This window comes from Amycolatopsis sp. NPDC004368, from assembly GCF_053602515.1.
On sequence record NZ_JBSGDT010000023.1, the window covers coordinates 14,558 to 39,398 of the forward strand.

Consider the following 24,841-nt stretch of genomic DNA (forward strand, 5'->3'; position numbering starts at 1 on the left):
GAAAACCGGTCACGGGCTCGTCTCTTCCAGGAACCAGTCGGTGGGCACGGTGTGCCCGAGCTCGCGCTTCTCGGCCAGCGCCAGCGCCCGCGCGCAGACGGCCGCGAACTGCACGCCCATGCCGGTGTTGTTGGCGAACACCGTGATGTCCTCGGGGCTCGTGCGGCCCGGGGCCTCGCCGAGCAGCAGGTCGCCCAGCTCGCGGATGTCGTCCCACTCCATCAGGCCGCGGTCGACCGGGCCCAGGATGTCGTACTGCTTGTCGTGGTGCACCTGCTCACGCGAGAGCACGGTGATGTGCGGCGCGGCGCGGTCGAACGTCGTGTCGTCCAGCTCGCGCCGGGTGGCCGTGCCGTCGGGCGAGGTGATGGCCGTGACGTGGGTGCCCGGGTCGAGCCAGGCGCCGTCGAAGCAGGCCTCCATGGCGGCGGTGGCGCAGGTGACGATCTGGCAGCCGGCCACGGCGTCGCGCCGTTCGTCCACGGCCACGATCTTGCGCCCGGTCTTTTCGCTCCACACCTTCGCGAACTGCTCGCGGTGCTCGGGCGTGGGGCTGTACACCCGCACTTCTTCGATGTTCGGCCGTACCATCAGCAGGCACTCCAGGTGCGCCTCGGCCTGCCAGCCGGAGCCGAACATGCCGGCGACCGTCGCGTCCGGATTGGACAGTTCGCGGATGCCGAGCGCGGAGGTGGCGCCCACGCGCATCTTCTGGATGAAGCTGTCGTGCATGATGGCGAGCGGTTCGAGCGTGGTCAGGCTGTAGAGCGTGACGAGCCCGACGTACTTGCCGCCCGGCGCGGCCGGGATGAGCCGCCGGCGCTGCACACCGCTGGGCAGGGTCTCGACGCCCGCGATGTCGGACGTGATGCGCAGGGCCCAGACGCCGGCCGAGACGTTGCCGCCCTCCTGCGACTTGAACCGGAAGCGGAAGCCGGGGTGGCGGCTGTCCTCGACCGGGAAGTAGGTGTGGTTGCGCGGCCGGTTGGCGCCCTGGCCGGAGTTCAGCTCCTTGTACGCCTGCTCCAGCGCGTCGAGCGTCTCGCCGGCGGTGAGCACCTGCTCGATGTCGCCGTTGGAAAGGATCCTCACCGTTGTGCTCCTGTCAGGTGTTCAGCTTCGCCCGCGCTCACGCGGACGGTTTCGGCCACGGCCGCGTTCCCGCCGTCGGCGAAAGTGACTTCCACGGAGACCGCACCCGCCTCGCCCTCGGCCAGCACCGCGGCCGGGTCCTGGGCGCGGAACTCGCCGCTCGTGGACAGATCGGCCTGGTTGACCCAGCGGACCTCGACCTGCGCGCCTTCGGGCAGCTTCGCCAGCGCAGGTGCGGCGGCCTCCGCGAGCTCGCGAACGGCGGCGCCGGTCCGGGCGGCCGCGATGGCCGCGGTCAGGGCGTCCTTGAGCGCGGCGGGCCAGCCGGCGCCGTCGCCGAGCACGCGGCTGGAGTACACCCAGTTCATGCGGTACTGCCCGGTCACGCCGAAGGACGTGACACCGTCCGAAGTGGACAGCGAGATCGGGTAAAGGTCGAGGAACCCGCCGCCGCGCAGCGCGCGCTCCACGGTCTCGACGCGGCTGCCGGCGGTGCTGCCCTCCACGGTCGCCTTGGCCGCGGCGTCGTCCAGGATCCGGCCGGCCGCGCGCAGCAAATCGGTCTCGGCCTTCGAAGGAACCAGGCGCTGCTCACGGACCAGGCTGCCGAGGCGCTTGACCTGCCAGCCGGGCACCGCCGCGACGATCTCGTCGGCGACGTCGGCGGGCCACAGCGCGGCGTCGACCAGGCCGATCGTGCCGTCCTTCTTGTCCAGCAGGTACTTCGCGACGAGCTCGGCGAAGTTCTTGCCGCCGCTGAACTCGGTGACCTTCGACGAGGCCCTCATCCAGTTCTGCACCCGCAGCGAAAGCTTGGTGAGGAACGTGACGGGTCCTTCGGCGGGGATCGCCAGCACCCCTTCGTTCCAGTAGAGGCACAGGTTGGTCAGGTAGGCGAGATCGTCCGAGCGCGAGACGTCGGCGTAGACGAAGGCGACGTCGACGCCCTCGGCGGCCATGGCTCGCTGCAGCGTGGCGACGCGGTCGTGCCACTCCTGGTCGGGGGTTTCCGCGGGGTCGAGTACGTGCAGACCTCGTTTCACGCCACGTCTCCTGTCTCGAACAGCTTGCGTTCGGTCGTGATCAGCACTTCACAGCCGTCGGCGGTCACGCGCACGGGGTCGCCGAGCACGTGGTAGCCGGCGAGCGGCGTGTAGGTGTTGGGGTGGATGATGAACACGGAGTTCTCGGGCAGCACCGTGTGGTTGCCCTCGATGATCGGCGTCTCGTCGAGGTGCAGGCCGTGACCGTGGCCGCGCACGCGGGTGTAGGCGCTGGTGCAGTACTCGCCGTAGCCGTACTTGCGGAACACGTCGTTCTCCGCCACCGCCACCTCGTGGGCGGTGATGCCGGGGCGCACCACGGAGATGCCGGCCTCGACGGCCTCGTTGAACAGGTCGAACGACTGGCGTTGCCCGTCGTCGGCCTTGCCCACCACGGCGGAGCGGCAGATCTGCAGCCAGTAACCGTCCATTTTGGGCGTGAGCTCGGTGCGGACCATGTCGCCGGCTTCGAGCAGCCGGTCGCCGGGCGGGGTCATGCCGCGCACCTCGTCGCGGCCCGAGGCGATGAGCATGAAGTTGTCCTCGGCCCCGAGGTTCTTCAGCCGCGCCTCGACCTCCGCGACGATCCGGTACTCCGGCAGGCCCGGTTCGAGCACGTCCACGAACGCTTCCCAGCCCGCCGCGCACACCACGGCGCTGCGGCGCATCCGGGCCAGCTCCCACTCGCTCTTCACCAGCCGCGCGGTGTCGAGCAGCTTCGTCGCCGACCCCACTTCGGCGCCCGGCGCCGCGGCGCGGATCGTCTCCATGAGCACGAGCGGCACGAGCTCGTGGTGGGCGATGCCGATGCGCCGCGGCGCCAGCTCCTTGAGGACCACGCCCAGCTCCGCCGGGTTCGCCGGGTCCAGCCGCCGGGCCTCGCCGACCCAGCCCTGCGCCTTGAACGCCGCGAGGTCGGAGGGCCGCGTCGAGAATGCGACCGCGTCACCCTCGGCCGGGAACACGACCAGAGCCGCGCTGCCCGCCGGGGTCACGTCGGTGAAGTAGCGGATGTTCTCGCGCCGCCAGGCCGGGCCGTAGGCGAGCACGACGTCGAGGCCCTGTTCGGCCATCGCGTCGCGGATCTTGCGGTGCCGCAGCTGCAGCTCCGCGAGATCCTCGGGGGACAGGCCCGCTCCGGCGGGTGCCGGGGCGTGGTCGATCGTCATGGTTCCTCCACGGGGTGGTGGGTGGACAGGATTACGAACGAGCGGTGGTCAGGACCGAGTCCGGCCGTTTCCCGGTGATCTCCTGCGAGATCTGCTCGACGGTCCTGCCGCGGGTCTCGAAGGTCGCCACGAGCGCGGCGATCCCGGCGAGGATCGAGATGATCCCGAACAGCAGGAAGAACAGGAACTGCGAAGCGTGCGCCGCCAGGATGAACCCGACGAGCACCGGCATGATGAGGCCGCCGACCTTCTGCCAGGCCGCCGCCCAGCCGAGGCCGGTCGCGCGGCTGGCGGTGGGGTAGAGCTCGCTGGCGTAGGCGAACAACGTGCTGCCCGCGAGGCCGCTGCCGAAGAACGTGGCCAGCGAACCGAGCACGATCACCGCGCCGGTGGCCGAGGTCGTGCCCCAGGCGAGGCAGAACAGTCCGCTGAGGACGAACGCGCCGCCGAGCACCACGCGTCGGCCGATGCGGTTGATCAGCTGCCCGGCCAGGATCGCGCCGACGACGCCCGAAGCCGTGATGATCGCCGTGTAGCCGAAGCTCTTCAGCAGATCGACACCTTGTTTCTCGAGCACCGAGGGCAGCCAGCTCGAGAGCCCGTAGAGGAACGCGCCGGCGCAGACCTCCATGAACCAGATGGCGATCGTGTAGCGCAGGTAGTGCTTGGCGACGAGCGTGCGCACGGTGGCCCCGGCCTCGGGCACCGCGTGTTCGGCACCGGGGGTCTCGGTGCCCTCACCGCCGCGGCACAGTGCGCCGACGACGGCCGCGGCGTCGCTCAGCCGTCCGCGGCGCAGCAGGTAGCGGACGGACTCCGGCAGCGTGGCCAGCATGACCGCGCCGACCACCACCGGCACGGTCGCGATCACGAACATCGCGCGCCAGCCGAACGCCGGCACGACCGCGGTGCCGATCGCGGCCGCCGTCGGCAGCCCGATCAGCCACGCCGCCGTCGCAGCGGTGACCAGCGGTCCGCGGTGGCGCGACGGCACGAACTCCGCGATGTAGGGCAGGACCACGGCGATCTCGGCGCCGAGTCCGATTCCCTGCAGTGCCCGGAACGTGACGAGCGCGCCGAAACTCTGCGCGAACACCGCGGCGAGGGAGAACAGGGCGTAGACGATCACGGTGATGGCCAGTGGCACCTTCCGGCCGAACCGGTCGGACACCGTGCCGGCGACGGCCGCGCCCACGAGCATGCCCGCGAACAGCGCGGAGGAGAACACGCCGGCCGACTCGCTGGTGATGTGGAACGTCTTGATGACACCCGGCAGGATCACGCCGGTCAGGTTGATCACAAACCCGCACAGGAAGTGTCCGATGAGGACGGTCACGTAGATGCGCAGGTGCCGGCCGGTGAACGCCGACTCGTCGAGGCGGTGCAGGAGTGCGCGCGGTGAGGTCGCGGGGGATGGGGGCATGGTGGGGCCACCTCCTTGTGGCTCTGAAAACCCTGTGGCTCTGAAAACCCTGTGGCTCAAAAACCTGTGGTTCCGGGCAACCGGTTGCTGGGAACATCCCTGGGCGGTGAGGCCCCGTTTGCGGGTGGCTCGCGGCGGTGGGTGCGTCACGGCGCGCGGAACCGGCCGGTGCGAGACCTCGTGGCGAACGCCCCGGTGGTCTCGATCCGGTGTGGTGCGGTGGTGCGACCCCCCTTGGGTCTTCTTCCGTTACCGGTCGTCCAGGTTGCCCTGGACGTCGAAGTACAGCTGCGAAAGCGCGGGCAGGATCTGCTCGCGCACTTCGGGCGTGAGGCCCGCGGTGAGCTCGGAGGTGAACTTGTCGAGCGCGCGCCGGGCGGAGTCGCGGGCGTTGACGCCCTTGGGGGTGAGCTCGAGCTGCATGGTGCGCCGGCTCGTGGCCGACGGGCGCCGCGACAGGAATCCCTGGGTGACCAGCTTGTCGACGCTTTCGGACATGGTCGACGGGTTGCGGTGCGCCAGTTTGCACAGCGCGGTGAGCGAGGTGTGTCCGCTCCCGACCCTCGACAGGATCCGGTACTGCCGGATGGTGAGCGGTTGCTCGAGTCCGGCCATGAGCTCCGTCTGGAGCCGCGTCAGGCGCCCGCCGAGGGCGAGCAGCACTTCGCCGAGTGAGGCCTGGGGGCCCAGCTCGTCAAAGGTTTCGGTGTCGCGAGTGGTCATTTTGGTCCCCGTACGTTCCGGTACCCGAAATAACGTCGGGGCCGACTGTACGTCCGCCGACCGTCCGCTGGGAAGGGGTGATTTCGTGACGAGGAGAGTCTTTCAATGGGTGAAAACGCGGATGGCCGACGGCACGCTCCGGGTGAGAGCTTCACCGAAGCCGACCCCGACCGAAGGAGCTCTGAGGCGTCGATGGCAGCGTTCGCCCGAAACCAGTGGTATGTCGCCGCATACGGCCGCGAGGTCGGCCGGGAGCTGTTCTCCCGGACCGTGCTCGGCGAGGCGATCGTCTTCTACCGCACCGAATCCGGCGACGTCGTCGCGCTGGCCGACCGCTGTGTGCACCGGCGCTACCCGCTCTCGGAGAGCCGGCTCGACGGCGACAAGATCGTCTGCGGCTACCACGGCTTCACCTACGACAGCGCCGGCTCGTGCGTGTTCGTCCCCGGCCAGGCGCGCATTCCGCGCACCGCACGGGTTCCGTCGTACCCGGTGGTGGAGCAGGACTCGTTCGTGTGGGTGTGGATCGGCGAGCGGGAGCTGGCCGACGAGAGCAAGATCCCGCGCGCGCCGTGGCTCGCGGACCCGGTCTACACCACCGTGAGCGGCATGGAACCGCTCGCGGCCCGCTACGAGCTGCTCGTGGACAACCTGCTGGACCTTTCGCACGAGACGTACCTGCACGGTGGTTACATCGGCACGCCCGAGGTCGCGAACACGCCGATCACCACGGAGGTCGACGAGGACCGCGGCATCATCTACGTCAGCCGCCACATGGCCGACGCAGAGTGCCCCTCGTTCTACGCGAAGTCCACCGGCATCGAGGGCCGCATCACGCGCTGGCAGGACATCGAGTACCACCCGCCGTGCCTGTACCTGCTGCACAGCCGCATCGCGCCGGTCGGCGTGCTGCCGAATGAGGACGGCACCGACCCCGACGGCTTCCACGTCGAGGTCGTCTACGCGATCACGCCGGAGACCGAGCACAGCACCCATGACTTCTGGGCCGTGGCACGGGACTTCGCCCTCGAGGACCAGGGCGTGTCCGATTTCCTCGCGGAGAACAACCGCACGGTGGTGCTGCAGGACGTCAAGGCGCTCGACATTCTCGAACGCGTCATCCAGACCGAACCCGAGGGGCACCAGGAGCTTTCGGTCAACATCGACACCGGCGGCCTGGCCGCGCGCCGCATCCTCAAGAAGCTGGCGGCCGGCGAGAGCGCGCAGGTCGTGCCGTCGTGAGCGAGCGCGTGGCGATGCTGCGGGGCGAGACCGTGGTGCGCATCCACTGGAAGCTCGGCACGGATGTGCTCGTGGGCGTGTGCCACTGCGGTGCCGAGCACGAGTCGGAGGATCCGGTCGAGCTGTGGGACTGGTTGCTGGCCCATCCCGTCGGACACGGTGGATCGAAACCGCGCGGTGGTGCGGAACCGGCGGCTCCCCGCGAGCCGGCACTGGCGGCACGGGCCTGAGGAGGGAACGAATGAGCGTGGCCACCGAGCTGGAGCTCGACGTGGTGCCGGCGGCCCCCGAACGGCTGGCCGACGGCGTCGTCCGGTTGACCCTGCGCGATCCCGCCGGGGCGGACCTGCCGGAGTGGACGCCGGGCGCCCACGTGGACCTGGTGCTGGGCCCGGATCTCGTGCGGCAGTACTCGTTGTGCGGGGATCCGGCCGACCGGTCGGTGCTCCAGGTGGCCGTGCTGCGGGAGCCGTCCGGCCGCGGGGGTTCGGCGTTCGTCCACGAGCTGACCGGCGGCGAGCGGCTGCGGGTGCGCGGGCCGCGCAACCACTTCGCGCTCGAACCGGCGCCGCGGTACCTGTTCGTGGCGGGCGGCATCGGCATCACGCCGCTCGTGCCGATGATCGCCGCGGCCGAGGCGGCGGGCGCCGACTGGCGGCTGCTCTACGGCGGCCGCACGCGGGCATCGATGGCGTTCGCCGACGAGCTGCGGACGGCCTACGGCGACCGCGTCGAGTTGGTGCCGCAGGACGAACGCGGCCTGCTCGACCTCGACGCGGCGCTGGCGGCGGCACCCGGCGCGGCCGTGTACTGCTGCGGCCCCGAGCCGCTGTTGGCGGCGGTGGAGCAGCGGTGCGACCCGGGTTCGCTGCACGTGGAGCGGTTCACGGCGAGGCCCGACACCGAGCCGAAAGCGGCGTTCGAGGTGGAGCTGGCGCAGTCGGGCCGCACGCTGGCGGTCCCGGCGGACCGGTCGATCCTGGAGGTGCTCGAAGAGTCCGGGCTGCCCGTGTTGTCCTCGTGCCAGGAGGGGACGTGCGGCACGTGCGAGACCGGCGTGCTGGAGGGCACGCCGGACCACCGCGACTCCGTGCTCACCGCCGCGGAACGCGAGGCCGGTGACGTGATGATGATCTGCGTGTCGCGCTGCGCGGGTTCGCGACTGGTTCTGGATCTGTGACCGTCCGGGTAGCGTGAGGCGATGACCCGGCAAGCCCCGGCGACGGGCACCTCGGTGACCAGCAAGGTGCTGGCGCTGCTCGAGGCGTTCACGCCGGACGCGGCCGACCTCAGTCTCAGCGAGCTCGCCCGCCGCTCGGGCGTCTCCCTGGCGACCGCCCACCGGCGGGCGGCCGAGCTCGTCGAGTGGGGTGCGCTGGAGCGCGACGCGGCGGGGCGCTACCGCATCGGCCTGCGGTTGTGGGAGGTCGCGTCGCTCGCCCCGCGGGGGCTCGGCCTGCGTGACGCCGCCATGCCGTTCCTGGAGGACCTGTACGAGGTCACGCACGAAAACGTGCAGCTCGCCGTGCGCGAGGGCATGGAAGTGGTGTTCGTCGAACGCATCGCCGGCCGCGACGCGGTACCGGTCTGGACCCGCGTCGGTGGCCGGTTCGCGTTGCACGCCACGGGCGTGGGCCTGGTGCTGCTCGCCCACGCCCCGGCGACCGTGCAGGAGGAGGTGCTCGGCGCCCCGCTGCACCGGTTCACCCCGAAAACCGTCTCCGACCCCGGCCACCTGCGCCGCATCCTCGCCGACGTGCGCAAACACGGCTACTCCGTGAGCGACGGCCAGGTCACCGTCGACGCCCTCTCCGTCGGCGCGCCGGTCTTCACCCCCGACGGCACGGTCGCGGCGGCCGTGTCCCTCGTGGTGCGGGCCGACAGCGCCGAGCCGGGTGCGCTGGCCCCGCTGGTGATGGCGGCCGCCCGGGGGATCTGCCGGTCGCTGGCGGGTGGGCCCTCGCGGGTGTTCCCGGCCGGCCGCACCCGCCCGTGACCCGCGCGGACGGGAATCGCCAAAACAGGCCAGGTCAGCGGTGCGGCGCCTAGGATCGGCCGGGTGGAGCTTCCCGTGATGCCGCCCGTGCGGCCGATGCTCGCCAAAGCCGTGCACGAGGTCCCCCGCAGCGAGGGGCTGTGGTTCGAGCCCAAGTGGGACGGGTTCCGCTGCGTCGTGTTCCGCGACGGCGCCGAGGTGGAGCTGGGTTCGCGCAACGACCGGCCGCTCACGCGCTACTTCCCCGAGCTGGTCGGCCTGCTCACCGAGGCCCTGCCGGACAAGTGCGTGGTCGACGGCGAGATCGTGCTGGTCACCCCGGCCGGCCTCGACTTCGAGGCGCTGCAGCTGCGGCTGCACCCGGCCGCCAGCCGCGTGCGGAAGCTGGCTGAGGAGACGCCGGCGAGTTTCGTCGCGTTCGATCTGCTGGCGCTGGGGGAGCGCGACCTCACCGGCGAGCCGTTCAGCGTCCGGCGGAGGCTGCTGGAGGAGGCGCTCGGCGACAACCCGGACGGCGGTCTGCGCCGCGTCCACCTGACACCGCTGACCACGAATCCGGACACCGCGCAGGACTGGTTCACCCGGTTCGAGGGCGCGGGTTTCGACGGCGTGATGGCCAAGCCCGCCGACCAGCCGTACGAGCAGGACAAACGCGTGATGTGGAAGGTCAAGCACGAGCGCACGGCCGACTGCGTCGTCGCCGGGTTCCGCTGGCACAAGGACGGGCAGGGCGTCGGCTCACTGCTGCTCGGCCTTTTCGACGACGCCGGCACGCTGCACCACGTGGGTGTCGCCAGCAGTTTCACCGCCGCCCGGCGCCGGGAGCTGGTGGACGAACTGGCGCCGCTGCGGGAAAACGCGCTGGAGGGCCACCCCTGGCGCACCTGGGCCGAGTACGAACCCGAGCCCGGCCGGCGACCGGGCGCCAACAGCCGGTGGGCGCCGCAGAAGGATCTGTCGTGGGAGGCGGTGCGGCCGGAGTGGGTGGCGGAGGTCCGCTACGAGCACCTGCAGGGTGGCCGCTTCCGCCACGGCGGCCGGCTCGTGCGCTTCCGCCCCGACCGTGACCCCGCTTCGTGCACGTACGCGCAGCTGGAGGAAGCCCCGCCCGCCGAGCTGGCGACGCTGTTCGGGGAGGCGAGATGAGCGGCGTGGTGCTGGAGCTCGATGGCGTCGAGCTCACGATCTCCAGCCCGGACAAGGTGTACTTCCCCGAGCGCGGCGAGACGAAGCTCGACCTCGTGCGCTACTACCAGGCCGTGGCCGGCCCGCTGCTCGCCCGCCTCGGCGGCCGCCCGCTCCTGCTGGAGCGCTACCCCGACGGCGCGGGCGGCAAGAGCTGGTTCCAGAAGCGCGTCCCCAAAACCGCCCCGGACTGGCTGACCACCACGGAGGTCGCCACTCCCAACGGCACCACCAGCGACGCCCTCGTGGCCGCCGACCTCGCCCACGTGCTGTGGGCCGTGAACCAGGGCTGCCTCGGCTTCCACGTCTGGCCCAACCGTGCGGCGTCGCTCGACATCGCCGACGAACTGCGCATCGACCTCGACCCCTCACCCGGCATCGGCTTCCCGCAACTACGGGAGGCGGCCGTGCTCGTGCGCGACTACCTGAGCGAGCTGGGCATCGAGGTCCACGTGAAAACGTCCGGCTCCCGCGGCCTGCACCTCTACGCCATCCTCGAACCGCGCTGGGACGGCTACCAGGTGCGCGCCGCCGCCGTCGCCCTCGCGCGCGCCCTCGAACGCCGCCACCCGGACCTCATCACGGCCCAGTGGTGGAAGGAGGAACGCGGCGCCCGCGTCTTCGTGGACTTCAACCAGAACGCGCCGCACAAAACGGTTTTCGGTGCTTGGTGCGTGCGCCCGCGGATCGGCGGCCAGGTCTCGACGCCGATCTCGTGGGCCGGCCTCGCCACGGTCGTGCCGGACAGCCTCACCCTCTCGACCGTCCCGGCAATGGTGGCCGAGCAGGGTGATCCGTGGGCCGAGGCGAACGACCGGCCGCAGTCGATCGAGCCGCTGCTGGAACTGTCCCGTGAGGACTTGGCTTCCGGCCTGATGGACGCACCGTGGCCGCCGGTGTACCCGAAGATGCCGGGCGAGCCGCCGCGGGTGGCGCCGAGTCGCGCGAAGAAGGCCTGAGGCTCGGGCTTCACTCGAACGGCAGGTCGAAGGCCAGCTGGTCACCGCCACCCGGTGGTGCGCCCGACAACGTCGCCGCGCAGTCCGGGCACGGCGTGACGTCGCCGGTGCCCGGGGCCGTGAGGTCGATCGGCGTCCAGGTGCGCGATTCGCGGTCGCCGCAGACCGACCGGCGGTAGCGGAGGTCGCCGACGCGGGTCATCAGGTGGGCGACGGGGGCGTCGTCCGGCAGGGCGCCGACGAGGTACCAGCGGGTCGCGGTGTGGACTGTGGGGATGGTCGCCATGGAACTGTCCTCCTGGGAGGCCGGTTCAGCTTCATTCCTTCGTCACAGTCATCTTCCGTCGCCTCGGGGCCGAATCCGTGCGTTTGGCGGTGTTCGGCGTGGCGTGGTCAGTCCTCGGGGGACGGTTCGCCCTGGTCAGGCGCCGGTTCGTGCGATTCGCCGGGTTCACCCGGCTCGTCGAGGTAACGCAGGATCCGCAGGAGGCCGCGTTCGTCGATCGTGTCGTCTTCGGCGAGGCACCCGGTCAGCCTGCGCGTGACGTCGTCGGCGTCGAGCCCGGCGCCGATGAGCACGAGCTCGGTGCGCCGCTCGGCCGGCCACGCGGAGCGGTCGAGCTGGATGAACGCGCCCACGGTGTGCAGCCCGAAGCGCTCGCGCGGCCCCAGGTCCACGTGGCCTTTCACGCGGTAGAGGCCGGGCGGGCGCTGTTCCAGGAACGCCAGCAGCCGCCGCGGCGAGAGGGGCCGGTCGGTGGTGAACGTGACGCTCTCGTACGCCGCGTGCAGGTGCTCGGAGTGATCGTCGTGCTCACGCAGGTCGTCGAAGGACAGCTGGCCGAAGCTCTCGCGGGGCTTCGGGTCGAAGAACAGCTGCGGGTCCACGCGGCCGTGGTCGGTCACGAGCACCGGCACGCCCGGCGCGAGCTCCTCGACGGTCGCGGTCAGCTTGGCGAGCTCGCCGGGCGCCACGCGGTCGGCCTTGTTGACCACGACCAGGTCGGCGATGCGCAGGTGCTCGGCCAGCTCGGGGTGGCGTTCGCGACTGCTCTCGAACTCGGCTGCGTCGACGACCTCGGCGAGCCCGCCGTAGCGGATGTCGGGGTTCTCGCTCGCGATCATCAGGCGCAGCAGGTCGCGGGGCTCGGCGATGCCGCTGGCCTCGACCACGATCACGTCGATGCCCGCCTCGGCGCGCGAAAGCCGGCCGAGCATGGCGTCGAGACCGCTCGCGTCGTCGGCGCAGCAGAGGCAGCCGTTGCCGAGCGACACCATGGTGTCGACCTGGCCGGACACGGCGAGCGCGTCGATGTTCACGCTGCCGAAGTCGTTGACGACGACGCCGACCCGCGCGCCCTGGCGGTTGGCGAGCAGGTGGTTGAGCATCGTGGTCTTGCCCGAGCCGAGGAAACCCGCGACGAGGACCACCGGAATCCGCTGCCTGGCCAACCCACACCCTCCTGCCGTCACTGCGACTCTACGCCAGACGATCACGGAACCGCTTCCAGGTCGTGATCAATTTTCCGCACACACAATCCGCAAGGTCGCCGTAACGCATTTATTTCCGCGTCGCTCACCTGCGTCTATCCCATTTTCGCGGTGTCGCAGACACATTCGGCGGTTGCCTCCAACGTCGCTTCGGGTACGCTTCCCGGCTTGGCGAACCCTTGGGGCTACGGGGTTTTACGCTGTCGACTCGGATCAGCACCGAATGACGGAGGAACAGTGGGTCTTCCCTGCGTATCGCGGGTTGTGCGTTCGAAGAGTGGAGTAGCCCGGTGACCGTTGCGTCCATGCGAGTGAAGCTCGACGAAGCGGTATCACGCGAAAGAGTGATAAGTGTCGAATACGCGGAGGCCGAGGAATTCCTCCGCCTGTGCCACGCCGAAGCCGCCGTGCCCGGCCTGCGCTTGGACGAGCGCCTCGCGCAGATCAAGGAGGAGATCGCCGAAACCGGTTCCTACCGCCACACCTACGCCGAGCTGGCGTACGGCGCGCGGGTCGCGTGGCGCAACTCCGCGCGCTGCATCGGCCGCCTCTACTGGCGCGGCCTGCGCGTGCGCGACCGCCGCGACGTGCGCGACGCCGCCGGAGTCGCCGCCGAATGCGTCACGCACCTGCGCGAAGCCACCCGCGCCGGCCGGCTGCGGCCCACGCTCACGGTGTTCGCACCGGACAGCGCCACCACGCCGGGCCCGCGCATCCACAACGACCAGCTCATCCGCTACGCCGGCTACCGCCTCGAAGACGGCTCCGTGCTGGGCGATCCGCAGTACGTCGGGTTCACCGAAACCGTGCGCGAGCTGGGCTGGCACCCGCCCGAACGGCGGGGTTCGTTCGACGTGCTGCCGCTGCTGGTCGAGGCGGAACCCGGTTCGCCGCAGCCGTTCGGGTTGCCCGCCGACGCCGTGCTGGAGGTGCCGCTCACGCACCCGGACCACCGCTGGTTCGCGAGCCTCGGCCTGCGCTGGCACGCCGTGCCCGCCATCAGCAACATGCCCCTGGAAATCGGCGGCGTGCGGTACTCGGCGGCCCCGTTCAACGGCTGGTACATGGCCACGGAGATCGGCGCGCGCAACCTCGCCGACCGCACGCGCTACAACCTTTTGCCCGTGATCGCCGGCCTCATGGGCCTGCCCACCGACGACGATCGCACGCTGTGGCGTGATCGCGCGCTGGTCGAGCTCACGCTCGCGGTGCAGCATTCGTTCGACCAAGCGGGTGTCACGATCGCCGACCACCACTCGGAGTCGGGGCGGTTCCTGACGCACCTCGAGCGCGAGGAGCGAGCGGGCCGCTCGTGCCCGGCCGACTGGAGCTGGGTCGTCCCACCGCTTTCCGGCGCCCAGACCGCGGTTTTCCACCGCTACTACGACGCACCCGATCCCTCGACGCGCCCGGCGTTCCTGCTGCCTGGCCAATGAGAACAGCCGTTCGGCGGATCCCTGGCGACTGGGGGCGCCGACGGTCCGCCGAGGGCGGACAATGGGGCTCATGACCGCAGTGCTCGTCGCTCACGCAGGCAAGACCGGCGGCACCCGCGAGATCGCCGAGGTGGTCTCGCAAGAGCTGCGCGCCCTCGGCCACACCGTCGACACCCGCGACGCGGCCGACGTCGCCGACGTGACCGCGTACTCGGCCGTGGTGGTCGGCAGTGCGCTGTACTACTCGCGCTGGCGCCCGTCGGCGGTCCGGCTGCTGGAGCGCAACGTGGCGGCTCTGCGCGAGCGTCAGGTCTGGCTCTTCCACAGTGGCCCGTGCGGCCCGGGCGCTTCGCTGGCGCACGTGAGCCTGCCGGCGTCCGTGGCCCTGCTGGCGGCAAGCATCGACGCGGAACGCACCACGACCTTCGGCGGGCGGCTGGACCCCACGCTCGTCCGCGGCGTTCTGCCGCGCTTGATGGCGCGCGGGTCGCGCGTCGGCGATTTCCGTGACTGGGCGCGGATTCGCACGTGGGCGCGCGATGTCGGGCACCACGTGAGCTCGCACGTTTCTCTCTGAACCCTTGCCCGTTTCACCTGTGACGCTCGTCTTCTTGACCCTCGCGCGCCCTGCTCGGTCTGCGCGGGAATCCGCCCAAAACCCTTGAATGGCGGGAAAACCGCCAAACCACATCGGTTGCCGGGTCACTCACCCAGGTGTAAACCAACACCGGCGACACCTCGAAACTCACCAACGAGCAGGGGGACTCCGGTGCCGGATGCCACGGCGGGCAAGAAACCCAAACTCACCTCGGACCAGCGCAACGCGTTCATCGCCGCCTGGCTCGGATGGACCATGGACGCGTTCGACTACTTCCTGGTCGTGTTCATCCTGGCGGACATCGCGAAGGACAAGTCCTTCGGCGCGACCGCGACGCAGCTGGCGTTCATCACCACGGCGACGCTCGTGATGCGCCCGGTGGGGGCGCTGGTGTTCGGCCTGTGGGCGGACCGCGTCGGCCGGCGGATCCCGTTGATGGTGGACGTGCTGCTGTACTCAGTCGCCGGCGTGCTCTGCGCGGTGGCGCCGAACTTCACCGTGTTGCTGATCCTGCGGTTCGTCTACGGCATCGGCATGGGTGGCGAGTGGGGCCTGGGCGCCGCGCTGGCCATGGAGAAGATTCCGGTGCAGCGGCGCGGGTTCTTCTCGGGGGTGCTGCAGGCCGGCTACTCGAGCGGTTACCTGGTGGCCGCGCTGGCGTACCTGCTGTTCCACACCGCGCTGAACCTGGACTGGCGCTGGATCTTCGTGCTGAGCGTGTTCCCGGCGCTGATCAGCCTGCTGATCCGTTCGCGCGTCAAGGAATCCGAGGTGTGGGAGGCCGCGCAGGAGAAAATGCGGGTCACGCGTACGTCGGTGAAGGACGTGCTGCTCAACGGCAAGGTCATCCGCCGCTTCGCGTACCTGATCGTGCTGATGACGGCGTTCAACTGGCTCAGCCACGGCACCCAGGACGTGTACCCGACGTTCCTCAAGTCCACCGACCACGGCGGCGTCGGCCTGAGCGCCTCGACGAGCACGTGGATCGCCGTGATCTACAACATCGGCGCGATCATCGGCGGCCTCACGTTCGGCGCGCTGTCGGAACGCTTCGGCCGGCGAGTGACCATCGTCAGCGCCGCCGTGCTGGGTCTGCCGATCATCCCGATCTTCGCGTTCGACCACGGTGCGGGCATGCTGGCCCTCGGGTCGTTCCTCATGCAGATCATGGTGCAGGGCGCGTGGGGCGTCATCCCGGCCCATCTCACCGAGATGTCGCCCGACGCCATCCGCGGCTTCTACCCCGGCGTCACCTACCAGCTGGGCAACCTGCTGGCCGCGCTGAACCTGCCGATCCAGGAAGGCATCGCGCAGTCGCAGGGGTATCCGGCCGCTCTACTGTGGACGGTCATCCCCGCTCTGGTCGGCGTCGCCGTCCTGACGGCCCTGGGCAAGGAAGCCAAGTCCATCCGCTTCGGCGACACGGCGGCGACCACGGCACCGGCGAGCTCGGGCGCGTAGGCCCGCTCCCACCCGGCCCCCTGGGGTCCGGCCACCACGGGGCGTGGCTGGCGGCCCGCTCCGGGTCACGTCAGCTTCCCGTCCGGCGGTTCGGCGTCCCACCCCAGCAGCCCCGAAACCACGTCCGCCGCCGCCACGGTCCGGCGCCCGGCCACCGCGAGCCGGGCGCCGATGCGGGTGTGCGGCGCCGAGATGTTCAACGCCGCGACCACCCGTCCCCGGAAGTCACGGATCGGCGCCGAAACGCCGGACAGACCGGGCTCGAACTCCTCCGCCACCTGGGCGAAACCGGCTTCCCGCGCCACCCGGATCGTCGCCCACAGCGACGGCAGCGAGACATGCCCGGGGAACCGCACGTAGAGCTCGTCGGGAGTCGCGTCGAACAGCAGCACGCGCCCCGCGGACGTGCGGTCGGCCGGCACGCCGCGGCCCTCCCACTCGTGGACGCGAAACGAGTGGCCCGACACCGACAGCAGCGTCAGCACCTCACGATCCCGCAGCACGCACAGGTGGCTCGTCTCCTCGAGGTCCGCCGAAAGCGAGTGCATCACGGACTCCGCCGCCCGCACCAGCCGATCCTCGCCACTCCGCGCGACGAGCGAGAACAGCCTGCGCCCCATGCGGTAGCGCAGGGTATCCGGATCCCGCTCGACCACACCCTCCTCCGCGAGCGCTCGCAGCGCCCGCGACACCTGGCTCTTCTCCCGCCCCGCCAGCTGCGCGAGCCGCACGACGCCCAGCCCGCCACAACGCTGCGCCTCACCCGAGGCGAGCGCCTCGAGCAGGTCGAGGTCACGACGCAAACCGTGCCCCGGCCGACGGCCGGTGGGTGACATGGCCGAACCCTAAACCGAGTTGGCCTGAGCGCAACTCACATTGCGATGTCCCACGCATCCTTGTCGGCGGCCCGAGCCGGCTCGTAGCGTCGGGGTCGATGAAGATCACCGCGATCACCCTCGACCGGCTGCGGTTGCCGCTCGAACCGCCGCTGTGCGCGGCGTGGGATCCCGAGCCGCGGCGGCACTTCGATGCCACGCTCGTGCGCGTCCACACCGACGAAGGCGTCACCGGCGTCGGCTCGGGGGACACAATGGCGGGGTTCGAGGCCGTGGCGCACCTGTTCGTCGGCAAGGATCCGCTGGACATCGTCCAGCACGTGAAGGCGATCGAGACCGCCAACTTCCACGGCGGCCGCTACTGGCCGCTCGAAGCCGCGCTCTGGGACGTCATCGGCCAGGTCGCCGGTCTGCCCGTCGCGGCGTTGTTCGGCAACGCCGCGCGCGCCCTGCCCGTGTACGCGTCGTCGGCGGAGCTGAAGTCCCCGGCCGAACGCGTCGAGGCCGCCCACCAGGCACGCGAAGCCGGGTTCCGCGCGCTCAAGATCCGCGTCGACCGTGCCCGCGCCGACGAGGGAGTCGAGACCGTCGCGGCCGTGCGCGAGGCGCTGGGGTCGGATTTTCACCTCATGGTGGATCTCAACCAGTCGTGGCGCATGGCCGGTGACACCGCGCCCGCCATCGACCTCGCCGCGACCCGACGGCTGGTGCGCCGCCTGGCCGAGCTCGACGTGTTCTGGGTCGAGGAGCCCTTGCCCTACGCCGATCTCGACGGGTTCCGCACCCTGCGCGCCGAGAACCCCGGCCTGCGCATCGCCGCGGGAGAAATGCACCACTCGGTGCCCGACCTGTTGTGCTATCTCGAACAAGACGTGCTCGACGTCTACCAGATGGACGCGGTTCTGGCGGTGGGAATGCACCGCGCTCGAACACTAGCCGAGGTCGCACACTTCAAACATCGCGCGTTCACCCCGCACAGCTGGACCAACGGCATCGGCCTGCTCGCGAACCTGGCACTGGCCGCGGGCGTCGGCGCCGGTCCGTACCTGGAGTTCCCGTACGACCCGCCGGGCTGGACCCCGCACCGGCGCGACTTCATGCTGGCCGAACCCCTCGCGATCACCCCCGACGGCGAGCTCGCCGTTCCGCGACAACCAGGGCTCGGCGTCCAGCTCGACGAGGAAGCGGTGGCCCGGTGGCGCCTCTGACTTGTCGACTTGTCCACCGCTGAAGAAGGGGGCGCACGTGGTGCGGGCCGAGTTCGGACCCGGCTTCGTCGACCGGCTACCGGAGTTCGCCGCCGAACTGGGCGGAACGCGGGTCTTCGTGGTGACCGACCGCGGGCTGCGCGCGACGGGAATCCTCGGCCGCGTCGAGAAGATCTTCGCCGCGGCCGGCGTCGAATGCGCAGCACACGAGGACGTCGGCCCCAATCCCGCGACGACGGAACTCGACCGCGGCGCCGCACGCCTGCGCGAATACGGGCGGTGCGTCGTGATCGCCCTCGGCGGCGGCTCGGCCCTCGACGCCGCCAAGGGAATCTCGCTGCTGGCCGGCAATCCCGGCTCGCACGCCGCCGACGCCGACGCGCTCTGGTCCGCCTCGGCCGGACTGCCGATCATCGCCGTGCCCACGACCTCGGGCACCGGCGCCGAGACCAACGGCTTCGGCGTCGTGGAGGATGTCCACTCCCGCCGCAAGCTCTGCCTCGGACACGACTCGGTCCGGCCGCGGATCGCCGTGCTCGACCCCGAGCTCACCCTCGGACTGCCCGCCGCGATCACCGCCGCCACCGGCCTCGACGCCCTCGTCCACGGTGTCGAATCCCTCGCCTCGCGCGGCGCCGACGCGGTCTCGGCCGCCGACGCCGCCCGCGCGGTCGCCCTCGTCGGCGAATGGCTCCCCGTGGCCCACCGCGACGGCGCGAACCTCGAAGCCCGCTCCCACCTCATGCTCGGCGCGCACCTCGCGGGCCACGCCCTGAGACGCTCCGGTCTCGGCCTGGTCCACGGTCTCGGCCACGCCATCACCGCCCGCACCGGCACTCCCCACGGCGTCGCACTCGCCGCCGTCCTGGAGGAAGTGATGACCTACACGGCCCCCTTCGCCGAAGCCGCCTACGCCACCGTCGCCGATTCACTCCGCGCCCCCGCCGCACAAGACGCACAAGAAGCCGTTGCCGCGATCTCCGCGGCCGTCGACCTCAAACGCCCGCTCCGTTCGTTCGGCCTCACCCAGGAAGATCTCCCGGCGGTGGCGTCGGCCGCCCTGGCGGACGCCGTGACGAAGAACGCCCCTCGCATCCCGGACCAGGCCGAGTCGAGGAGCTCCTCGCATCGGTCTACTGAGGACACAAAAAGAAACGCCGGACCCCACAGGGCCCGGCGTTGCCCCGATACAGACAACCTATCGCTTCAACCCGTGCTCGATCGCCTCCACGATCCGCGGCCGCAGGTCCGCCACGCTGACGATCGCGTCGACCGAGCCGACCTCGACGGCGCGCTGGATGCTGTGCACCCGGTCGAACTCGGCCGCCACCTGGCCGAGTTTCTCGGCCCGCACGGACGACTGCACCTCCACCAGCTCGGCCGCGGTCGCGGCCCGCTCGGCGCCGCTGAGCTCGCCGAGGCGGGCCTGCAGCGTCGACACACGTGGGTCGTTGGCCGTGCGGGTGTCGACCTCACCCGAGAACACCACCGCGGCGGCCGGCGCCCCGCCGAGCACCGAAGCGAACGAGCCCTCCAGCGCGAGCACCGTCATGTTCGGGTTGAGTGCCTTCGAGAACACCACGAACGCCCCACCGTGGTAGCGGGAGATCACGGTGAACACGATCGGACCGTCGAAGTTCACGATCGCGCGGCCGATCTCGGCGCCGTACTCGAGCTGCAGCTTGCGCATGGACTCGGGTGAGCCGTCGAAGCCCGACAGGTTCGCCAGCACCACCAGGGGACGGTTGCCGCTCGCCGAGTTGATGGCGCGGGCGACCTTTTTGGACGAACGCGGGAACAGCGTGCCCGCGGTGAACGCGTCAGGGCCGTCGGTGGGAGGGAACCCGCGGCGCGGCACGGCGCGCGACTCGATGCCCAGCAGGCACACGGGGTGCCCGCCGATGTGCACGTCCTGCACCGCCGCCGTGTCCGCGTCGGCCATGCCCGCCCAGCGTTCCAGCACCGGGTGGTCCTGATCGGACAGTGCGCGCATCACCGTGCGGATGTCGAACGGCTTCTTGCGGTCCGGGTTGTGCTCGGCCGAGAAGATCTGGCCCACCGTGGTGAAGTCGCTGTCGACGATCGCGTGCGGGAAGTCGGACATGTCGCGGTTCACCGGGTCGGCCGTCGCGGCGGTGCGCGGGCCGGGCTCGCCCGGGACGACGTAGGTGTGCGAGTAGTGCGCCATCAGCACGTCGCGCGCGCCCGCCAGGTTCGGCGCCCAGTACTGCGCCTGGCCGTTGGGGCCCATCACGCGGTCGTAACCGCCGATGCCGAAGTTGTCCTCGGCCGACACGCCGCCGGAGAAGTCGAGCGACTGCTTGCCGGTGAGCACCATCGCCGAGTCCGGCGTCATCACCAGGATGCCCTTGGTGTGCATGAGCATCGTGGCTTCGGCGTTCCAGTACGGCTGGCCGCCGACGGTGATGCCGGAGACGACGATGTTGATCTCTCCGCCGTCCTGGGTGAACTCGACGATCCGCTTGAGCGCCGCCGCGATCCAGTCCATGTTCTCCACACCGGAGTCCATGGAGATCTTGGCGCCGGACGACAACGCGAACCACTCGACCGGCACCTGCATCCGCTCGGCCAGGTCGAGCGCACCGATCACCCGCGCGCACTCCGGCTCCGCCAGCGCACCGAGGGACTTCGTCGGGTCACCGAGCAGCACCACGCGCGTGACGCCCTCGGGCACCCGGTCGGTCGGCGTGGAGACGACACCCGCGACGATGCCGGCCTTGTTGCGCCCCTTCGGCCGATCGACCGGCACGAGGGCGCCGCTGTCGTCGAGGTCGTGCTCGGTGAACGTGCCGCCACCGGCGAGCAGGTCGGTGAGCTCGTACGGGTACACGGTGTCGCGCCGCGCGGCGCGCAGCACCTTCTGCCGGTAGTCGTCCAGCGGCTGCACCGGTTCCCGCGGCGGCTCGCCGACGGACAGGCGCACACCCGAGCCCGCCTCGTTGCGGATCGTCACGGCCAGCTCGGTCAGCTCGCCTGTCTCGGGGTTGCGCCGTCGCGCCAGGAACTGGATCTCCTCGAGGCCCGCGCCCGCCGTGGACGGCAGCACGCGCTGGGCGAGCAGGTTCAGCTCGTCCATCGTGAGGTCGCTCGGCGGCCACACGTAGACGACGATCCGGTTGGTGTCGAAGCGTTTGCGCGCCGGGCGCTGCGCCTGCACGTTGCGGATCGCGTCGAGGCACGCGGCCAGCGTGTCCTCGGCCGCGGGCAGCGACACGAGCCGGCCGTCGGCCTCGCGCAGCGGCGTGAGGTCACGCACCTGCGCCATCGCCACCAGCCGCTCGTCGGCCGGGTTGGCCTTCGCCACGGACTTGAACAGGTACACCTCTTCGTCGGCCGACGGCAGGCGCGTGAGGTCGAACTCCTGCAGCCGCTCCAGCTGCATGCGCTCGGCCACGCGCGGGTGCAGGCCGCGGATCAGCCGGTCCTCCGCGAAACCTTCGGCGCCCCGGCGGAACGTGAAGTGGTGGTGCATCACCGCACCGCCACCACCGGCGACAGTGGTGGTGATGCGGTTGATCCCCTCGGGCAGCGGCTGCGCGGCAATGACCTCACCGAGGCGCGCGGCCATCGTGTCGGTGTCCGGCTGGTCGGCCCACGTCACGTAGATGTCGGCCACGGCGTACGTGCCGGTGCCGTTCGCCAGCTCACCGGCCGCACGCACCGCTGCGGGCAGGTGTTCGAAATCCACCGCCGTGGTGATCACGCGGGCGGGTTCGGCGTGCTCCGCGGTGACGAACACACACTCCGCGACTTCGCGACGTTCGATTTCGGACAGGCTCTTGTTGCCGTAGTAACGCCGGGTCAGCACCTCCAGCAGCGGCGCGGGGTCCGTGCCGGGCCGGCCGATGCGCTGGCCGAGCAGCCGTACCAGCGGTTCGGAGCTCGCCACCATGCCGGCGATGAGCTCGGCGCGGTCCGGCGCGTCGGGGTTCCGGTCGAGGTGGCGCAGGCTCCGGCGCACCTCGGCGTAGACCTCGGCCCGCGCGCGGCGCAGCAGCGGCTGGGCGAACCAGCGGAACACCACGCCACGGGCGATGTCGCTCACCGCCGGGTGGCGCACCTGCGTGGCGGCCACCAGGTGCTCCAGCGCCAGACCGGCCTCCTCCCGCAGGTCGCCGGTCGGCGGCGCCTCCGTGAGCCACTGCCGCAGCAGCGCCGTGATGATCGCGACGTCGGACGAGGCGCGCTGCTGGGCCAGGAAGATGCGGAACACCGCTTCCTCCAGCTCCGGCGTGCGCTCGAGGTCGGTCACCCCGTAGTGGCCGAGCACGCGGCGCAGGCGCGCCTGGAACGTCTCGGGCAGGCCGGCGCGCTCCACGTCGAGGCTCTGCAGGTACGCGTGCAGGTACTCGCGCGGGCTGTGCACCGGGCTGGCCGCGCTCACGTCCTCGCCCGCCGGCTTGTTGCGCGTGAGCTCCGACAGGTCGGCGAACACCCGCAGCAGCTCCACCTCGCTGGTCAGCGGCCGGGCGGCACCCAGGTCGGCCCGCGCGGCGAGGTACCCCGCGAGCGTGCGGCGCTGGTCGTGCGGGTCGACGTCGAACCCGAGCAGCAGGCTGCACAGGTCCTGCAGCCCGCGGTCCGCGCGGTCGGCGGGCGCGGTGGCCGTGGGTTCGGCGGGCAGCTCGATCTCCACGGCCTCGCCCGCGCCGGCGGCCTCCTCGGCTTCGTCCCCGTCGGCCAGCGGCTCGAGGCGCATCAGCGCGGCGCCGGTCTCGACCTGGCTGCCGACCGACACGGGCAGCTCACGCACCCGGGCCCGGAACGGCGCGCGCAGCACCGTCTCCATCTTCATGCTCTCGAGCACGAGGATCGGCGCGCCGCCGTCGACCTCGTCGCCGACCGCCAGCGGCGTCGCGACCACCAGCGCGGGCGCGGGGGAGCGGACGACGCCACCCTCGTCGCGGCTCACGCGGTGGGTGATGCCGTCGACCTCGACCAGGTGGGTCGGGCCGTGGGTGGCGGCGACGAGGCGGAACCGCGTGCCGTTCACGGTGATCTGGCCGCTGTGGGCGTCGAAGCGTTCGATCTCGACGTCGGCCGGGTGCACGTCGCCGCCGCCGCTGATGCCGACCCGGAAGCGCTTGGGCCCGATGCGCGCGACGCTCACGCGGTACGAGACACCCCGCAGCTTCAGGTCGAGCGGCCGTCCGCTCTCGAACTGCACCTGCGGCCGCCCGCCGCGCGCGGTGGACAGCAGCCGGACGCGGGCCATCTCCTCCTCGTCCTCGTAGGCCTCGATGGCCGCGGCGGCGAGCGCGATCGCGGAATGCTTGGTGGTGACCAGCCGGCCTTCGGCGCGCACGCGGTCGATCCAGCCCGTGTCGGCGCTCGCGTCGATCACCTCGGGCTGGTCGAGCAGGTCGAGCACGAAGCTCTTGTTGGTGGCGCCGCCCTCGATGATCACGGTGGTCTCGGACATCGCGCGGCGCAGGCGGGCGAGCGCCTGGTCGCGGTCGCGGCCGTAGGCGATGATCTTGGCGATCATCGAGTCGAAGTCGGCGGGGATCGTGTCGCCCTCGCTCACGCCGGTGTCGACGCGGATGCCCGGGCCCGCGGGCAGCAGCAGCCGCGCGATGTGGCCGGGCGAGGGGGCGAAGTCGCGGTCGGGGTCCTCGGCGTTGAGCCGCGCCTCCACGGCGTGGCCGAGCTCGGCCGGCTGCTCGCCTTCGAGCTTGCCGCCGCTCGCGACGTGCAGCTGCAGCCGCACCAGGTCGGTGCCGGTGGTGATCTCGGTGATCGGGTGTTCCACCTGCAGGCGGGTGTTCACCTCGAGGAAGGCGAACAGCTTCTCACCCGGGTGGTAGAGGAATTCGACGGTGCACGCGCCGCGGTAGCCCACCTTCACCGCGAGCCGCTCGGCCGAGGTCTTCAGCTCGGCCGTCTGCTCCGGCGAGAGGACCGGCGACGCCGACTCCTCGATGATCTTCTGGTTGCGCCGCTGCACCGAGCAGTCGCGCACGCCCAGCGCCCACGCGGTCTCGCCGTCGGAGATCACCTGGACCTCGACGTGGCGGGCGCCGGTGACCAGGCGCTCCAGGAACACGATGCCGCTGCCGAACGCGCGCAGGGCTTCCTGGCTGGTGCGCTCGTAGGCGTCGGTGAGCTCGTCGGCCGAGGACACCTTGCGGATGCCGCGCCCGCCACCGCCCGCCGTGGCCTTGAGCATGAGCGGGTAGCCGATCTTGTCGCCGGCCGCCAGCGCGTCTTCGAGCGTCGCGACCTCACCGCGGCTCCACGGCGCGACGGGCACGCCCACCTCTTCGGCGATCAGCTTCGCACCGATCTTGTCCCCGAGCTTGCGCATGGCGTCCGCGCTCGGCCCGACGAAGGTGACCCCCACCTTCTCGCACAGCTCGGCGAACGCCGGGTCCTCGGCGACGAATCCCCAGCCCACCCACGCGGCGTCGGCCTTCGTCTCGACCAGCGCCTGCTCCAGCTTCGCGAGGTCGAGGTACGGCCGTGCCGAGGCCGGCCCGAGCGAGTACGCGATGTCGGCTTCCCGCACGAACGTCGCGGACCGGTCGGCGTCGGTGTAGAGGGCGACCGTCTCGATCGGTGTCCCGGTCTCCGCGGAAAGATCTCGGACAGCGTGGATCAACCGCATTGCGGCTTCCCCGCGGTTCACGATGGCGACACGACTGAACACCGGACTGATCCTCCCAAGTACCCACGCACAGCAGGCGACGTCCGTCCCCGGATCGTCGCCTGTCTTCGCTTACACCCTGCTCCCTTACCGGCGGGTACACCAATGTCGTGCATGGCGCATGCCGGACCCGCTGCATTGTGGGAACCCGCCAAAAAGTTGCCCAGGCCACACCGCCGGGGCCCCGTTTCACACGAGGTCTGCCACAAACCACCCGGGAACCGTACGGCGTGCCGACCGGGGAAAGCACGGGAGTGCGGAGAGTGGCCGGCGTTTGTCGCCCCGCCGGTGCGTGATCGTCATCAGGTGTTC

At 71.0% G+C, this 24,841-nt stretch carries 19 protein-coding genes and 1 pseudogene; 11 read left to right on the plus strand and 9 right to left on the minus strand.

The features are described 5' to 3' along the window. Positions 1-9: 9 nt before the first annotated feature. From ACWEOE_RS27730 to ACWEOE_RS27750, 5 genes are all read right to left on the minus strand, one after another. Positions 10-1,092, minus strand: coding sequence for an ornithine cyclodeaminase family protein (locus ACWEOE_RS27730; protein WP_452014129.1), 1,083 nt, complete (start codon positions 1,090-1,092; stop codon positions 10-12). Then, entirely contained in the window at positions 1,089-2,135 is a 1,047-nt protein-coding gene (locus ACWEOE_RS27735; RefSeq protein WP_452014131.1) for an aminopeptidase P family N-terminal domain-containing protein, read from the minus strand. Before ACWEOE_RS27735 ends, ACWEOE_RS27730 begins: the two co-directional genes overlap by 4 nt. Beyond that, positions 2,132-3,304: a M24 family metallopeptidase gene (locus tag ACWEOE_RS27740; RefSeq protein ID WP_452014133.1), complete on the minus strand. Its 1,173-nt coding sequence runs from the start codon at positions 3,302-3,304 to the stop codon at positions 2,132-2,134. The genes ACWEOE_RS27735 and ACWEOE_RS27740 overlap by 4 nt, the downstream gene beginning before the upstream one ends. 31 nt (positions 3,305-3,335) lie before the next feature. Further along, positions 3,336-4,727 (minus strand): MFS transporter, encoded by a 1,392-nt coding sequence (locus ACWEOE_RS27745; protein WP_452014135.1) that lies wholly within the window; start codon positions 4,725-4,727, stop codon positions 3,336-3,338. A gap of 249 nt (positions 4,728-4,976) precedes the next feature. Beyond that, positions 4,977-5,450: a MarR family winged helix-turn-helix transcriptional regulator gene (locus tag ACWEOE_RS27750; RefSeq protein WP_452014137.1), complete on the minus strand. Its 474-nt coding sequence runs from the start codon at positions 5,448-5,450 to the stop codon at positions 4,977-4,979. 192 nt (positions 5,451-5,642) lie between these two features. On the opposite strand from ACWEOE_RS27750, the gene ACWEOE_RS27755 reads away from it, so the two are divergent. From ACWEOE_RS27755 to ligD, 6 genes are all read left to right on the plus strand, one after another. After that, complete coding sequence (locus tag ACWEOE_RS27755; protein WP_452014139.1) at positions 5,643-6,692, plus strand: aromatic ring-hydroxylating dioxygenase subunit alpha; 1,050 nt, start codon at positions 5,643-5,645, stop codon at positions 6,690-6,692. After that, complete coding sequence (locus ACWEOE_RS27760) at positions 6,689-6,922, plus strand: hypothetical protein (RefSeq protein ID WP_452014141.1); 234 nt, start codon at positions 6,689-6,691, stop codon at positions 6,920-6,922. Before ACWEOE_RS27755 ends, ACWEOE_RS27760 begins: the two co-directional genes overlap by 4 nt. Positions 6,923-6,933: 11 nt before the next feature. Continuing rightward, positions 6,934-7,872 carry a PDR/VanB family oxidoreductase gene (locus ACWEOE_RS27765; protein ID WP_452014143.1) on the plus strand — a complete coding sequence of 313 codons (939 nt, stop codon included), beginning with the start codon at positions 6,934-6,936 and terminating at the stop codon, positions 7,870-7,872. Positions 7,873-7,893: 21 nt separating this feature from the next. Beyond that, positions 7,894-8,688, plus strand: coding sequence for an IclR family transcriptional regulator (locus tag ACWEOE_RS27770; protein WP_452014145.1), 795 nt, complete (start codon positions 7,894-7,896; stop codon positions 8,686-8,688). Between the two features lie 63 nt (positions 8,689-8,751). Further along, entirely contained in the window at positions 8,752-9,834 is a 1,083-nt protein-coding gene (locus ACWEOE_RS27775; RefSeq protein WP_452014147.1) for an ATP-dependent DNA ligase, read from the plus strand. Next, entirely contained in the window at positions 9,831-10,832 is a 1,002-nt protein-coding gene (ligD, locus tag ACWEOE_RS27780) for a non-homologous end-joining DNA ligase (RefSeq protein WP_452014149.1), read from the plus strand. Before ACWEOE_RS27775 ends, ligD begins: the two co-directional genes overlap by 4 nt. A 10-nt stretch (positions 10,833-10,842) precedes the next feature. On the opposite strand, the gene ACWEOE_RS27785 is transcribed toward ligD, so the two are convergent. Both ACWEOE_RS27785 and ACWEOE_RS27790 read right to left on the minus strand, forming a co-directional pair. Continuing rightward, a complete protein-coding gene (locus tag ACWEOE_RS27785) occupies positions 10,843-11,118 on the minus strand; it encodes a hypothetical protein (RefSeq protein ID WP_452014151.1) in 276 nt (91 codons plus the stop codon). 107 nt (positions 11,119-11,225) lie between these two features. Beyond that, a complete protein-coding gene (locus ACWEOE_RS27790) occupies positions 11,226-12,284 on the minus strand; it encodes a CobW family GTP-binding protein (RefSeq protein ID WP_452014153.1) in 1,059 nt (352 codons plus the stop codon). A gap of 344 nt (positions 12,285-12,628) precedes the next feature. Between ACWEOE_RS27790 and ACWEOE_RS27795 the strand changes: the two genes are divergently transcribed. The 3 genes from ACWEOE_RS27795 (at position 12,629) to ACWEOE_RS27805 (ending at position 15,818) form a co-directional block, all read left to right on the plus strand. Beyond that, positions 12,629-13,759, plus strand: coding sequence for a nitric oxide synthase oxygenase (locus ACWEOE_RS27795; RefSeq protein ID WP_452014155.1), 1,131 nt, complete (start codon positions 12,629-12,631; stop codon positions 13,757-13,759). A gap of 70 nt (positions 13,760-13,829) precedes the next feature. Continuing rightward, the gene (locus ACWEOE_RS27800) at positions 13,830-14,336 is read left to right on the plus strand and encodes a flavodoxin domain-containing protein (protein ID WP_452014157.1); all 507 of its coding nucleotides are present in this window, start codon (positions 13,830-13,832) and stop codon (positions 14,334-14,336) included. Between the two features lie 192 nt (positions 14,337-14,528). Continuing rightward, the gene (locus tag ACWEOE_RS27805; RefSeq protein WP_452014159.1) at positions 14,529-15,818 is read left to right on the plus strand and encodes an MFS transporter; all 1,290 of its coding nucleotides are present in this window, start codon (positions 14,529-14,531) and stop codon (positions 15,816-15,818) included. Between the two features lie 65 nt (positions 15,819-15,883). Here ACWEOE_RS27805 and ACWEOE_RS27810 read toward each other — a convergent pair whose 3' ends face one another. Then, positions 15,884-16,654 carry an IclR family transcriptional regulator gene (locus ACWEOE_RS27810; protein ID WP_452014161.1) on the minus strand — a complete coding sequence of 257 codons (771 nt, stop codon included), beginning with the start codon at positions 16,652-16,654 and terminating at the stop codon, positions 15,884-15,886. 98 nt (positions 16,655-16,752) lie between these two features. On the opposite strand from ACWEOE_RS27810, the gene ACWEOE_RS27815 reads away from it, so the two are divergent. Both ACWEOE_RS27815 and ACWEOE_RS27820 read left to right on the plus strand, forming a co-directional pair. Next, the gene (locus ACWEOE_RS27815; RefSeq protein WP_452014163.1) at positions 16,753-17,862 is read left to right on the plus strand and encodes a mandelate racemase/muconate lactonizing enzyme family protein; all 1,110 of its coding nucleotides are present in this window, start codon (positions 16,753-16,755) and stop codon (positions 17,860-17,862) included. Positions 17,863-17,902: 40 nt separating this feature from the next. Then, positions 17,903-18,907 (plus strand): annotated as a pseudogene (locus ACWEOE_RS27820) (iron-containing alcohol dehydrogenase); the annotation flags it as partial. A gap of 153 nt (positions 18,908-19,060) precedes the next feature. Here ACWEOE_RS27820 and ACWEOE_RS27825 read toward each other — a convergent pair. Continuing rightward, the gene (locus ACWEOE_RS27825; RefSeq protein ID WP_452014165.1) at positions 19,061-24,532 is read right to left on the minus strand and encodes an ATP-binding protein; all 5,472 of its coding nucleotides are present in this window, start codon (positions 24,530-24,532) and stop codon (positions 19,061-19,063) included. Between the last annotated feature and the right edge of the window lie 309 nt (positions 24,533-24,841).

What these genes read in the sequence shown, in the direction of transcription:
- ACWEOE_RS27740 (WP_452014133.1), bottom strand. Translation starts at nt 3,304, where the DNA reads ATGACGATCGACCACGCCCCGGCACCCGCCGGAGCGGGCCTGTCCCCC.
- ACWEOE_RS27745 (WP_452014135.1), bottom strand. Translation starts at nt 4,727, where the DNA reads ATGCCCCCATCCCCCGCGACCTCACCGCGCGCACTCCTGCACCGCCTC.
- ACWEOE_RS27750 (WP_452014137.1), bottom strand. Translation starts at nt 5,450, where the DNA reads ATGACCACTCGCGACACCGAAACCTTTGACGAGCTGGGCCCCCAGGCC.
- ACWEOE_RS27755 (WP_452014139.1), top strand. Translation starts at nt 5,643, where the DNA reads ATGGCAGCGTTCGCCCGAAACCAGTGGTATGTCGCCGCATACGGCCGC.
- ACWEOE_RS27765 (WP_452014143.1), top strand. Translation starts at nt 6,934, where the DNA reads ATGAGCGTGGCCACCGAGCTGGAGCTCGACGTGGTGCCGGCGGCCCCC.
- ACWEOE_RS27770 (WP_452014145.1), top strand. Translation starts at nt 7,894, where the DNA reads ATGACCCGGCAAGCCCCGGCGACGGGCACCTCGGTGACCAGCAAGGTG.
- ligD (WP_452014149.1), top strand. Translation starts at nt 9,831, where the DNA reads ATGAGCGGCGTGGTGCTGGAGCTCGATGGCGTCGAGCTCACGATCTCC.
- ACWEOE_RS27785 (WP_452014151.1), bottom strand. Translation starts at nt 11,118, where the DNA reads ATGGCGACCATCCCCACAGTCCACACCGCGACCCGCTGGTACCTCGTC.
- ACWEOE_RS27795 (WP_452014155.1), top strand. Translation starts at nt 12,629, where the DNA reads ATGCGAGTGAAGCTCGACGAAGCGGTATCACGCGAAAGAGTGATAAGT.
- ACWEOE_RS27800 (WP_452014157.1), top strand. Translation starts at nt 13,830, where the DNA reads ATGACCGCAGTGCTCGTCGCTCACGCAGGCAAGACCGGCGGCACCCGC.
- ACWEOE_RS27810 (WP_452014161.1), bottom strand. Translation starts at nt 16,654, where the DNA reads ATGTCACCCACCGGCCGTCGGCCGGGGCACGGTTTGCGTCGTGACCTC.
- ACWEOE_RS27815 (WP_452014163.1), top strand. Translation starts at nt 16,753, where the DNA reads ATGAAGATCACCGCGATCACCCTCGACCGGCTGCGGTTGCCGCTCGAA.